9 protein-coding genes are annotated in these 12,573 nt (G+C 69.5%); 4 read left to right on the top strand and 5 right to left on the bottom strand.

The window, feature by feature from the left end; genetic code table 11:
- The 4 genes from cydD to hisC all read right to left on the bottom strand — a co-directional run.
- The coding region (cydD, locus tag BHU15_RS28790) for a thiol reductant ABC exporter subunit CydD (protein WP_069629844.1) at positions 1-1,140 on the bottom strand (1,140 nt) is incomplete at its 3' end.
- A 21-nt stretch (positions 1,141-1,161) separates the two neighbouring features.
- Positions 1,162-2,163 (bottom strand): cytochrome d ubiquinol oxidase subunit II, encoded by a 1,002-nt coding sequence (gene cydB / locus BHU15_RS28785; protein ID WP_069629843.1) that lies wholly within the window; start codon positions 2,161-2,163, stop codon positions 1,162-1,164.
- Between the two features lie 24 nt (positions 2,164-2,187).
- Positions 2,188-3,717: a cytochrome ubiquinol oxidase subunit I gene (locus BHU15_RS28780; RefSeq protein ID WP_069629842.1), complete on the bottom strand. Its 1,530-nt coding sequence runs from the start codon at positions 3,715-3,717 to the stop codon at positions 2,188-2,190.
- Between the two features lie 279 nt (positions 3,718-3,996).
- Positions 3,997-5,076 (bottom strand): histidinol-phosphate transaminase, encoded by a 1,080-nt coding sequence (gene hisC / locus BHU15_RS28775; RefSeq protein ID WP_023540307.1) that lies wholly within the window; start codon positions 5,074-5,076, stop codon positions 3,997-3,999.
- A gap of 458 nt (positions 5,077-5,534) precedes the next feature.
- On the opposite strand from hisC, the gene BHU15_RS28770 reads away from it, so the two are divergent.
- The 3 genes from BHU15_RS28770 to BHU15_RS28760 all read left to right on the top strand — a co-directional run bounded on the left by BHU15_RS28770 (position 5,535) and on the right by BHU15_RS28760 (position 9,253).
- A complete protein-coding gene (locus tag BHU15_RS28770; protein ID WP_031230698.1) occupies positions 5,535-6,647 on the top strand; it encodes a LacI family DNA-binding transcriptional regulator in 1,113 nt (370 codons plus the stop codon).
- Positions 6,648-6,943: 296 nt separating this feature from the next.
- On the top strand, positions 6,944-8,287 hold the full coding sequence (locus BHU15_RS28765) for a metallophosphoesterase (RefSeq protein WP_069629841.1): 1,344 nt from the start codon (positions 6,944-6,946) through the stop codon (positions 8,285-8,287).
- 147 nt (positions 8,288-8,434) lie between these two features.
- Positions 8,435-9,253, top strand: coding sequence for a hypothetical protein (locus tag BHU15_RS28760; protein WP_069629840.1), 819 nt, complete (start codon positions 8,435-8,437; stop codon positions 9,251-9,253).
- 114 nt (positions 9,254-9,367) lie between these two features.
- Here the strand turns inward: BHU15_RS28760 and thiC are convergent, their stop codons facing one another.
- The gene (gene thiC / locus BHU15_RS28755) at positions 9,368-11,140 is read right to left on the bottom strand and encodes a phosphomethylpyrimidine synthase ThiC (protein WP_069629839.1); all 1,773 of its coding nucleotides are present in this window, start codon (positions 11,138-11,140) and stop codon (positions 9,368-9,370) included.
- Between the two features lie 207 nt (positions 11,141-11,347).
- On the opposite strand from thiC, the gene BHU15_RS28750 reads away from it, so the two are divergent.
- The coding region (locus BHU15_RS28750; RefSeq protein ID WP_069629838.1) for a YibE/F family protein at positions 11,348-12,573 on the top strand (1,226 nt) is incomplete at its 3' end.

The raw sequence follows: 12,573 nt of genomic DNA, 5'->3' as shown, positions 1-12,573 counted from the left end.
GAGCAGCGTCGTCTTGCCGGACCCGCTCGGGCCGACCAGCGCGACCGTCTCCCCCGGCTCGACCACCAGCGTGGCCGCGTCCAGCGACGGTTCCGCACGGCCTTCGTGGCGGACCGTCACTCCCTCCAGCTCCAGGCGGAGTGAGTCCGGCACATCCGCGCCACCGCGCGCATCGGACGGCCCGGACTCCAGCACCGCGAAGATCTCCTCCGCCGCCGCCAACCCCTCCGCCGCCGCGTGGTACTGCGCGCCCACCTGCCGCAGCGGCAGATACGCCTCCGGGGCAAGGATCAGCACCACCAGACCCGTGTAGAGGTCCAGGTCCCCGTGGACCAGCCGCATCCCGATCCCCACGGCCACCAGCGCCACCGACAGCGTCGCCAGCAGCTCCAGCGCGAAGGACGACAGGAAGGCGATCCGCAGGGTACGGAGCGTGGCCCGCCGGTACTCGGAGGTGATCTCCCGTACCGACTCCGCCTGCGCCTTCGCCCGACCGAAGACCTTCAGCGTCGGCAGCCCGGCGACCACGTCCAGGAAGTGCCCCGACAGCCGGGACAGCAGCTGCCACTGGCGGTCCATCTGTGACTGCGTGGCCCACCCGATGAGCACCATGAAGAGCGGGATCAGCGGCAGGGTCAGCACGATGACACCCGCCGACACCCAGTCGTCGGTGACGATCCGCGCCAGTACGGCCACCGGCACCACCACCGCGAGCCCGAGCTGCGGCAGATAGCGCGCGAAGTAGTCGTCCAGCGCGTCCACCCCTCGCGTGGCCAGCGCGACGAGCGAGCCGGTGCGCTGACCGCTCAGCCATCCCGGCCCCAGCTCGGCGGCCCGCTCCAGCAGCCGCCCCCGCAGCTCGGACTTGACCGCCGCGCTCGCCCGGTGCGCCGCCAGTTCCGTCAGCCACGCGACGAGCGCGCGTCCGACGGCGACCGCGCCCAGCAGAAGCAGCGGCGTACGGAGCCCGGAGGCGGAGGCGTCGAGCCCGCCCTCGAACGCCCCCACCACCACCTCGGCGATGATCATCGCCTGGGCCACGACCAGCCCCGCACCGACGAGTCCCAGGACCACCACCGCCACCAGGAAGCGCCGGGTGGCCCGTGCGTACCGCAGCAGACGCGGATCGATTGGTTTCACGTGAAACACCCGCCCTGTCAGCTAGTGCGCGTCCGCGATGTGATGCGTACCGATGCGCTTGCGGAAGACCCAGTACGTCCAGCCCTGGTAGAGCAGCACCACCGGCGTCGCGATCCCCGCGCACCAGGTCATGATCTTCAGCGTGTACGGCGTCGAGGACGCGTTGGTCACCGTCAGGCTCCAGGCCGGGTTCAGCGAGGACGGCATGACGTTCGGGAACAGCGTCAGGAAGAGCATCGCGACCGCGGCCACGATCGTCAGCCCGGACAGCGCGAACGACCAGCCCTCGCGCCCCGCCCTGATCGCCACGACCGCGCCGACCAGCGCCACCACCGCGACGACCAGCGTGCCCAGGCTCGCTCCGTCACCGCTGTCGGCCTGGGTCCAGCCCAGGAAGCCGGCCGCCAGCACGGCGGTGAGCAGCCCCAGGGCGAACGCCTGCTTCCGCGCGCGCATCCGGATGTCCCCCACCGTCTTGAGCGCCGCGAACACCGCTCCGTGGAAGGTGAAGAGCGTCAGCGTCACGAGCCCGCCGAGGATCGCGTACGGGTTGAGCAGGTCGGCCACGTTGCCCACGTACTCCATCTCCGCGTCGATCTTCACGCCGCGCACGATGTTCCCGAAGGCCACGCCCCACAGCACCGCCGGCAGCAGCGAGGTCCAGAAGATCGCGTGCTCCCAGTTGCGCTGCCAGCGCTCCTCGGGGCGCTTGGCGCGGTACTCGAAGGCGACGCCGCGCACGATCAGACAGACGAGGATGATCAGCAACGGCAGATAGAAGCCGGAGAAGAGGGTGGCGTACCACTCGGGGAACGCCGCGAAGGTCGCGCCTCCGGCCGACAGCAGCCACACCTCGTTGCCGTCCCAGACGGGTCCGATGGTGTTGATGAGGACCCTGCGCTCCTTGCGGTTGCGCGCGAGCAGCTTCGTCAGGACGCCGATCCCGAAGTCGAAGCCTTCGAGGAAGAAGTAGCCGGTCCACAGGACGGCGATCAGCACGAACCAGACGTCGTGGAGTTCCATGACTCAGATCAACTCCTCAAGTCCTCAGTACGAGAAGGCCATCGGGCGGTCGGCGTCCTCGGAGTCGTGGCCGCCGATCTTCGTGGGTGGGTTCAGGTCGTCGTCCGTCAGGTCGGGCGGTCCCGCCTTGACGTACTTCACGAGCAGCTTGACCTCGACGACGGCGAGCGCCGCGTAGAGCAGGGTGAAGACGATCATCGAGGTGAGCACCTCGCCCTGCGACGTACCGGGGGAGACGGCGTCGGCGGTGCGCAGCACCCCGTACACCACCCAGGGCTGCCGGCCGGTCTCGGTGAAGATCCAGCCCCAGGAGTTGGCGATCAGCGGGAAGAGCATCGTCCACAGGGCGACGAGCCAGTACATGTGCGCGAAGCGCGGGCCGAGCGCCTTGTTGCGGAAGAGCACGAGATTCGGCACCTCGTCCTCGCCGGTCCGCATGGCCTTCGGCAGCAGGAACTTCCGCCGGGTCAGCCAGAGTCCGAGGAGGCCGATGCCCAGCGACGCCATGCCGAAGCCGATCATCCAGCGGAAGCCCCAGTACGCGAGAGGGATGTTGGGCCGGTAGTCGCCGGGCCCGTACTTCTCCTGCTCCGCCTTCTGGACGTCGTTGATGCCGGGCACGAAGGACTCGAAGTCGCTGTGCGCGAGGAAGGACAGCAGGCCGGGGATCTCCAGGGCGACCTTGTTGTGCCCCTCGTCCACGTCCCCGTAGGCGAAGAGCGAGAACGGCGCGGGCGCCTCGCCGTCCCACAGTGCCTCGGCGGCGGCCATCTTCATCGGCTGCTGCTCGTACATGATCTTGCCGAGCGTGTCGCCGCTGACGGCGGTGAGCAGGCCGGCCGTCACGAGGGTGACGAGGCCCAGGCGCAGCGAGGACCGCATGACGGGGATGTTCTCGCGGTGCTTCTTGCTCTTGCGTCGCGCGAGGTGGAATGCGGAGATGCCGACCATGAACGCGCCGCCGACCATGAAGGCCGCCGTCATGGTGTGGAAGAACTGGGCGAGCGCGGTGTTCTGCGTCAGCACGGCCCAGAAGTCGGTCAGCTCGGCCCGCCCGCGCTCCTCGTTGATCCGGTAGCCGACCGGGTGCTGCATCCAGGAGTTGGCCGCCAGGATGAAGTACGCGGAGAGGATCGTGCCGATCGAGACCATCCACATGCAGGCCAGGTGGATCTTCTTGGGCAGCTTGTCCCAGCCGAAGATCCACAGGCCGATGAAGGTGGACTCGAAGAAGAACGCGATCAGCGCCTCGAAGGCGAGCGGGGCGCCGAAGACGTCGCCCACGAAGCGCGAGTAGTCCGACCAGTTCATGCCGAACTGGAACTCCTGCACGATGCCGGTGACGACACCCATGGCGATGTTGATCAGGAAGAGCTTGCCCCAGAACTTCGTCGCCTTGAGGTACTTCGGGTTCGACGTCCGCACCCAGGCGGTCTCCAGGCCGGCGGTCAGCGCGGCGAGGGAGATCGTGAGGGGGACGAAGAGGAAGTGGTAGACGGTGGTGATGCCGAACTGCCATCGCGCGAGAGTCTCGGGGGCCAGTGCGATGTCCACGATGTCTCTCTCCTTCTCCTTACGGGCCCCTTGCCGGGGGCTGCAGCTTGCCCTATTGGTCCCGGTCAGAACGGGATGAGCCAGGAAACACGGACGCGCTTGTGAACGCGTTCACATTCACAAGCAAAAGTATGGCGCACGGCCCGACCGGATCTTCAAGGGGGGGGGTTCCCTTCGAACATCCCGCCGTGACCGCGCGCCGGAGCACGCCCTGCCCGGGCCCGCTACTGACCTTGTACGGGCCCGGTACGGGCCGCTCAGATCACGCCCGGATCCAGCTCAGATCTCCTTGCGGAACGACTCCGCCGTGTGCAGGAACAGGTCGTTCGCCTCGTACTCGCCGATCGTCACCCGCACCCCCTCGCCAGCGAACGGCCTGATCGTCACGCCCGCCCGCTCGCACGCCGCCGCGAAGTCCGTCGTACGCTCCCCCAGCCGCAGCCACACGAAGTTGGCGTGCGTCTCGGGCACCGTCCAGCCCTGCTCGCGCAGCGCGTCGTACACCCGGGTGCGTTCACCGACCAGCGACCCCACGCGCCCCAGCAGTTCGTCCTCGGCGCGCAGCGAGGCGACCGCCGCGTCCTGTGCGATCTGGCTCACACCGAAGGGCACGGCGGTCTTGCGCAGCGCCGCGGCCACCGGCTCGTGGGCGATGGCGAAGCCGACGCGCAGCCCCGCGAGGCCGTACGCCTTGGAGAAGGTCCGCAGCACGGCGACGTTGGGCCGCTCCCGGTAGATCTCGACCCCGTCGGGGACATCCGTGTCGCGGATGAACTCGCGGTACGCCTCGTCCAGCACCACCAGGACATCGCTGGGCACCCGGTCGAGGAACCGTTCCAGCGCGGCCCGGCGTACCACGGTGCCGGTGGGGTTGTTGGGGTTGCAGACGAAGATCATCCGAGTCCGGTCGGTGATCGCGTCCGCCATCGCGTCCAGGTCGTGCCGCTCGTCCGCGTCCAGCGGCACCTTCACCGACGTGGCGCCCGAGATCTGCGTGATGATCGGGTACGCCTCGAAGGACCGCCAGGCGTAGATCACCTCGTCGCCGGGCCCGGAGGTGGCCTGAAGCAGCTGCTGGGCGACGCCCACGGAGCCGGTGCCGGTGGCGAGATGCGAGACGGGCACCCCGAAACGGTCGGCCAGCTCGCTCATCAGCCCGGTGCACGCCATGTCGGGGTAGCGGTTGAACGCGCCGGCCGACGCCAGCACGGTCTCCATCACGCCGGGCAGCGGCGGGTAGGGGTTCTCGTTGGACGACAGCTTGTACGCGACGGGCCCGTCGGCCGCCGCCGCCTTGCCCGGCTTGTAGGTGGGAATGCCGTCCAGCTCGGCGCGCAGCTTCGGGCTCGTCTCGCTCACCGCGGGTCCTCCTCGGGCGTTCTGGGTGTTCTCGTGTGTTCCGGGAGTCGTACACATGATCGGCTCACCTCATCCGGATGCGCCAATACTGCTCACCTTAAGAGGATTGCCGAGCCCTGCGAATACCCGTCCCGGCACCAGCCTCCGAAGGAGCCGCCGAGGCAACGGGGAACGGGCCCGGAGCCGGGCCCTGACAGGGGGAGCGCCTGCCACCCTGGCGCGCGCCGGTGGCTCACTCCGTGGCGCGCATCCCTCGTGGGGGTGAGTTGAGACCTCTTCGAAACATCGGACACTCGCCAGGCCCATCCAGCTCCACGCTTGACAGACAACAACCGAATCGCTCAACGACCTTGATTTCCATACCGATTGAGCGTTGTTGATCATGCAGAAACGTGACTCCTGGGAGGTGAATATGCGACCGGCCTTACCACCTTGATGAGCCCTACTATCGGCTCGCCATGACACCAGCAGGGAAACACCAGGTGAGCCGGACGGACACAACCCGCCGGGGCAGCCGGCAAGGTCGGGCGGGCATCCGGGACGTGGCCGCCGCAGCCGGTGTCTCCATCACGACCGTCTCCGACGCGCTCAACGGCAAGGGACGCTTACCCGACGCCACACGCCGCCATGTCCGAGAAGTCGCCGAGCGGCTGGGCTACCGCCCATCCGCGGCGGCCCGAACCCTCCGTACGGGCAAGTCAGGACTGATCGGCCTGACCGTGACCACGTACGGGGATGAACCTTTCACCTTCACCGAATTCGCCTACTTCGCCGAGATGGCCCGGGCCGCGACCTCCGCGGCGCTCGCCCGCGGCTACGCCCTCGTCATCCTCCCCGCCACCTCCCGCCACGACGTCTGGTCGAACGTCGCACTCGACGGCACCGTCGTCGTCGACCCCTCCGACCACGACCCGGTCGTCACCGAACTCGTCCGCCAGGGCCTGCCCGTCGTCTCCGACGGCCGCCCGGCCGGCACCCTCCCCGTCACCGCCTGGGTCGACAACGACCACGAGGCCGCCGTACTCGACCTGCTCGACCATCTCGCCGCGGCCGGCGCCCGCCGGATCGGGCTGCTCACCGGGACCACGACCGACACGTACACCCGGCTCTCCACCACCGCCTATCTGCGCTGGTGCGAGCGGGTCGGACAGGACCCGGTCTACGAGTCCTACCCCGCGCACGACCCCTGCGCCGGGGCCGTCGCCGCCGACCGGCTCCTCGCCAGACCGGACCGGCCCGACGCGGTGTACGGGCTCTTCGACCCCAACGGCACCGACCTGCTCGCCGCCGCGCGGCGGTACGGCCTGCGGGTGCCCGAGGACCTGCTGCTGGTGTGCTGCAGCGAGTCCACCGTGTACGCGACCACAGAACCGCCCATCACCACGCTGTCGCTCAAGCCGCGCCGTATCGGCACCGCCGTCGTACAGCTCCTCATCGACGCCATCGAGGGGATCGACACCGGGCGGCCCGTGGAGCAGGTGATACCCACGGAGCTGATCGTGCGGACCTCCTCCCAACGGCGCCCGCCCCGCACCACGGTGAGCGCTCCGCGGTCTCCCGCCAGGGACTGACGCCGGGGCCGGTCCGGCCCGGCCCCGTGGTGCCGCCGCCGGCTCCCGTCCGAGTCCGAGTGCGAGCGACACGAACGGGATCCGGAGGGAGCAATTCGGGTGATCCGTGTGAAAACGGCCGATGAAACGTGGGTGGAATCGGATTGACCACCCCTGGTGCGTCACACAGGGGTGGCTGCATTCCTATGATGGGCGCACGACACCGAGGACCTACCCCTACCTCCGGTGGGGATGTCCCCGCCCGGCCAGGCGGGCCCGAGAGGTGTACGCCAGGCGCGACGGTGGTGGAGGGGTCGATGACGCAGGGGGCCGGGACCGGTCAGGGACCCGTGGTGCGGACGGCGACGTTGCGCGATTTCCGGGTACCGCCGTACACACAGGTTCCCGCGCCGCCCGAACAGGCGGTGCCGGGCGGTGAGTCGGGGCAGCCCGGCGGGTCCGCGCCGCAGGCGGTCGCGGTGGTGTCCGTGACGGCGGCGGTGCCGCTGCTGGCCGAGCAGAACAGCTCCCCGGGCCGCCTGAGCATCACGCCCAGCATCGATCCGCGCAGCTTCGTCGGTACGCTCCCCGGCGCCCCGGCCATGGCCACCGCACCGGCCGCGCCCGAACTGGCGGCGCCCGTCGCGCCCGTGGAGCCCGTCGCGGCGCCCGTCGCCGACGCCACGCCCTCCGTGCACCCGGGTAACGCCCTCCCGCACGACGAGATCCCGGAGGGCTACACCCCCACCGAGCGCGACCTCCCGGTCATCAGCCGCGCCGACACCGCGCGGGTCCTGGTCGAGCCGGCCGAGAGCCCGGCCGCCCCGGACGGTCTCGGCCCCCTCTACGTCGTCGGCGACGTCCACGGCTATCTCGACGAACTCGTCGCCGCCCTCGCCGAACAGGGCCTCATCGACGAGGCGGGCAGCTGGGCCGCCGGCAACACCCGCCTGTGGTTCCTCGGCGACTTCACCGACCGGGGCCCCGACGGTGTCGGCGTCATCGACCTGGTCATGCGGCTCTCCGCCGAGGCCGCCGCCGCCGGCGGCTACTGCAAGGCCCTGATGGGCAATCACGAACTGCTGCTGCTCGGCGCCAGGCGCTTCGGCGACACCCCCGTCAACTCGGGGGCGGGCACCGCCACCTTCCAGGCCGCCTGGCTGCTGAACGGCGGTCAGAAGACGGACATGGAGCGCCTCCAGGACGTCCACCTCCAGTGGATGTCCCGGCTCGACGCCCTGGTCGAGGAGGACGGGCATCTGCTGATGCACTCCGACACGACCGCGTATCTCGACTACGGCACCACGATCGAGGACGTCAACGACAACGTCCGCGCCATCCTCACCCGCAACGACGCCGACGAGTGCTGGGACATCTTCCGCAAGCTCACCAAGCGCTTCGCGTTCCGTGACGGCGGCGGCCCGGAGGCGGCCAGGGAACTGATGGCCGCGTACGGCGGCGGACGTATCGTCCACGGCCACAGCCCGATTCCGTATCTGCTCGGCGAGGTCGGCACCGAGGACGCCTCGGACGGCGAGGAGGACTCCGGACCGGTGGTCGACGGCCCGCACGTGTACGCGGACGGGCTGGCCATCGCCATGGACGGCGGAGTGACCATGGCCGGAAAGCTTCTGGTCGTACAGCTCCCGTTGCATAACTGAACAGAGTGGGGGCAGGTGTTTTCGGTGAACCCCCTGTCACCCCGTGCCTTAACCGCTCTACCATCGGCTCATCCGTAGCAGGCTCTCCTCCGTTTTCGCCCATCGTCCGCTCCGAGCGGACAATCCGGCCCTACGGAGCATCGGGGGATGCACATGAACAGCGCTCCGCATCTGCTGAACGAGGATCGCGCCGATTTCGAGCGGATTCTCGACGAGACGCTGCGCCATGCGCACGACCGTCCGGGTCTGGCCGATGTCGGACGGCGGCTCAACACCGAACAACTGCGCACGATGGCTCTGGGCGCGATGTCCGCGATAGCCGCCATGGCGGCGCCCGAGTACGAGCACTTCGCCAAGGTCCGGGAGGAGTTCCGTACCCCGGCCGACGCCCCGTTGGGCGACTCCGTACTGACTCCGGCGGCGGACGGGCCGGGTGAGACCGGTGCGGGTCTCGCCGCCGTCGTCGCCGTCCTGGTGCCGGCCCTGGCGGGTGCGGCGGCCGTGGTCTTCCTGCTCGTCGGCTCGCTGCTGCGGCTGCTCAGCCCGGCGCCCGCCTTCGCCGGCACGCTGCTGACCGTCGGCTGGTTCTTCTGCGCCGTCACGGCCGTCGGCCTCGCCGTCGCTGGGGCCGGGCTGTTGATCACGGCCCTGCGCAACGCGTCGACCCAGGTCCCGGCGGGTGAGACGGACGGCTCGTGGCCCGACGAGGTGTCACGGGCCCGCGAGGCGTGGCGCGTGGCCGTGCTGGAACGCGGCATTCTGCCGTTCCTGCGGGAGGCCCTGGCCGCGCCCGACGTGGAGCCCGCGCCGAAGGCCCGGCCGGCGCAGCATCTGCCCAAGATGGGCTACAGCCGCCCGAACTTCTCCAGCCCCGGCGACGGCGCGTCGACGGGCCAGCGCCCGACGTTCTCCAGCCCGGACTTCTCCAGCCCCGACTACGGCGGCCCCGAGCACCGGCCGGAATGAGCCACGCGGGCACGGCACGCGCCCCGGGCGACGACTTCCGGCCAGTCCCGCCGGGACCACTCGGACCTTGACGGTGGTGGGAGCCTCACCGGCCCCCACCACACAGTCGACGCGTCAGTCTGCCAGCGGCAGATACACCCGGTTGCCGCTCGCCGCGAATTCCTTCGACTTGGCCGCCATACCCGCCTCGATCTCGTCCTGCGAACCGCCGTGGTCACGCCGGATGTCGTGCGAGATCTTCATCGAGCAGAACTTCGGTCCGCACATCGAGCAGAAATGCGCGGTCTTCGCGGGCTCGGCCGGCAGTGTCTCGTCGTGGAATTCACGCGCCGTGTCCGGATCGAGCGCCAGATTGAACTGGTCCTCCCAGCGGAATTCGAACCGGGCGTCCGACAGCGCGTCGTCCCATTCCTGCGCCCCCGGATGCCCCTTGGCCAGATCCGCCGCGTGTGCCGCGATCTTGTAGGTGATGACACCGGTCTTCACGTCGTCGCGGTTCGGCAGGCCCAGGTGCTCCTTGGGCGTCACGTAGCAGAGCATCGCCGTTCCCCACCAGGCGATCATCGCCGCGCCGATGCCGGAGGTGATGTGGTCGTACGCCGGGGCGACGTCCGTCGTCAGCGGGCCGAGCGTGTAGAACGGCGCCTCCTCGCAGATCTCCTGCTGGAGGTCGATGTTCTCCTTGATCTTGTGCATCGGGACATGGCCCGGCCCCTCGATCATGGTCTGCACGTTGTGCCGCTTGGCGATGGTGTTCAGCTCACCCAGCGTCCGCAGTTCGGCGAACTGCGCCTCGTCGTTGGCGTCGGCGATCGAGCCGGGGCGCAGGCCGTCGCCGAGGGAGTACGTCACGTCGTACGCCGCGAGGATGTCGCACAGCTCCTCGAAGTTCTCGTACAGGAACGACTCCTGATGGTGCGCCAGACACCACGCGGCCATGATCGAGCCGCCGCGCGAGACGATGCCGGTCTTGCGGCGGGCCGTCAGCGGCACGTACCGCAGCAGCACCCCCGCGTGGACGGTCATGTAGTCGACGCCCTGCTCGGCCTGTTCGATCACCGTGTCCTTGTAGATCTCCCAGGTCAGCTCCTCGGCCTTGCCGTCGACCTTCTCCAGCGCCTGGTAGAGCGGCACGGTGCCGATGGGGACGGGGGAGTTGCGCAGCACCCACTCGCGGGTGGTGTGGATGTTGCGGCCGGTGGACAGGTCCATGACCGTGTCGGCGCCCCACTTGGTGGCCCAAGTCATCTTGTCCACCTCCTCCTCGATGGAGGAAGTGACCGCAGAGTTCCCGATGTTGGCGTTGACCTTCACCAGGAACCGCTTGCCGATGATCATCGGCTCGATCTCGGGATGGTTGACGTTGGCCGGCAGTACGGCGCGGCCCGCGGCGATCTCGTCGCGTACGACCTCGGGCGCGACGTTCTCCCTGATGGCGACGTACTCCATCTCCGGGGTGATGTCCCCGCGCCTGGCGTACGCGAGTTGGGTCACCGCCTGCCCGGGGCGGCCCCGGCGCGGCTGGCGCGGGCGGCCGGGGAAGACCGCGTCCAGATTGCGCAGTCCGCCGCGCGGTGAGGTGTGCTTGAGGCCGTCGTCCTCGGGGCGGACGGGGCGGCCCGCGTACTCCTCGGTGTCGCCGCGGCCGATGATCCAGTTCTCCCGGAGCGGTGCGAGCCCGCGCCGTACGTCGGTCTCGACGGTGGGGTCGGTGTACGGCCCCGATGTGTCGTACAGCGTCACGTCGTTGCCGTTGGTGAGGTGCACCTGACGGACCGGCACCCGGAGATCGGGGCGGGAACCCGCCACGTACCCCTTGTGCCAGCCGATGGGCCTGTCCTCGCCCGTGGGGTCGGAGGCAGACGTGTGTGTGTCCTGAACGGTCATGGAGACCTACTCCCTACGCCGGCATTACCCGGTAACAGGTTCGGCGGTCGACGCAGCTCAGGGATCCGGGGAAGCCCCGGAACTCCACAGTCAGCGCCCTCTCAGCCCGGTGCTCCGAGCTCCCGCGTGTGTAAAGGCACCACCACGCTAACGCCATGCCGGGCGTGCTGAACAGAGGGCCTCCGTCGTTCTTGCGATGATCGGTCGGTGACCTCATCCCAGCAGACCCCCGATCCGCACGGCCACTCGCACAGCCACGGGCCGGCCGCGCCGGTCTCCCAGCACCTGCGCAAGGTCATCGCCGCGGTGCTGATCCCCTTTGCGACGGCGGTCGTTGTCGGTCTTGCCGTGCTCTGGCCCGGCGGCGCCCCGGCGCACGAACGCACCGGTGTCGGCTTCGACCGGCAGACCCAGCAGGGCGAGGTGGTGAAGATCGAGAAGGTCGACTGCAAGGACGTGAACGCCGCCCAGGTCCCGCCGACGGGCGACACCACGACGCCGGAGGGGCGTGAGGCGCAGCGCGCCCAGACCGGGGACTGTGTGAAGGCGACGGTCGAGGTGAAGACCGGCAAGGACAAGGGGCGCCGGTTCGTCGAGGTCGTCCAGCCGGACGCGCCCCGGCAGTTTCACGTGAAACAGGGGGTCGTGGTGGCCTATGCCCCTGACGCGCCCCGGGATCTGCAGTACTCGGTCACGGACGTGGACCGCACGGTGCCGATGGCGGTGCTGGCCGGGATCTTCGCGCTGGCGGTGATTCTGGTGGGGCGGCTGCGCGGGCTGATGGCTCTGATCGCGCTGGTCATCTCGTTCGCCGTACTGACGCTGTTCATCCTGCCGGCGATCCTTCAGGGTTCGAATCCGCTGATCGTCGCGATCGTCGGGGCGAGCGCCATCATGCTGATCGCGCTGTATCTGTGCCACGGTCTGACGGCCCGTACGTCGGTGGCCGTCCTCGGCACGCTGATCTCGCTGCTGCTGATCGGGCTGCTGGGCTCGCTGTTCATCGGCTGGGCGAGCCTGACGGGCAACACCGACGACAACACCGGGCTGATCCACGGGCTGTTCCCGGAGATCGACATGAGCGGTCTGCTGCTGGCGGGCGTCATCATCGGATCGCTCGGTGTGCTCGACGATGTGACGGTCACCCAGACGTCGGCGGTGTGGGAGCTGCGTCAGGCGGATCCGACCATGGGGCCGCGCGCGCTCTACCGGGCCGGGATCCGGATCGGACGCGACCACATCGCGTCGGTGGTCAACACGCTCGTACTGGCGTACGCGGGCGCGGCGCTGCCGTTGCTGCTGCTCTTCACGATCGCGGAGTCGAGCGTGGGGACGGTGGCCACCAGTGAGCTGGTGGCCGAGGAGATCGTACGGACCCTGGTGGGGTCCATCGGCCTGGTCGCGTCGGTGCCGGTGACGACGGCGCTGGCGGC

The organism is Streptomyces niveus, assembly GCF_001723055.1.
Lineage (GTDB): Bacteria > Actinomycetota > Actinomycetes > Streptomycetales > Streptomycetaceae > Streptomyces > Streptomyces niveus.
Note: the sequence above shows the minus strand (reverse complement) of the source record. Positions and strands in the feature narration are given on the sequence as shown.

Bases quoted from the DNA above. Each gene is read 5' to 3' on its own strand.
- cydB (WP_069629843.1), bottom strand. From the start codon at position 2,163: ATGGAACTCCACGACGTCTGGTTCGTGCTGATCGCCGTCCTGTGGACC.
- BHU15_RS28770 (WP_031230698.1), top strand. From the start codon at position 5,535: ATGACACCAGCAGGGAAACACCAGGTGAGCCGGACGGACACAACCCGC.
- BHU15_RS28765 (WP_069629841.1), top strand. From the start codon at position 6,944: ATGACGCAGGGGGCCGGGACCGGTCAGGGACCCGTGGTGCGGACGGCG.
- BHU15_RS28760 (WP_069629840.1), top strand. From the start codon at position 8,435: ATGCACATGAACAGCGCTCCGCATCTGCTGAACGAGGATCGCGCCGAT.
- thiC (WP_069629839.1), bottom strand. From the start codon at position 11,140: ATGACCGTTCAGGACACACACACGTCTGCCTCCGACCCCACGGGCGAG.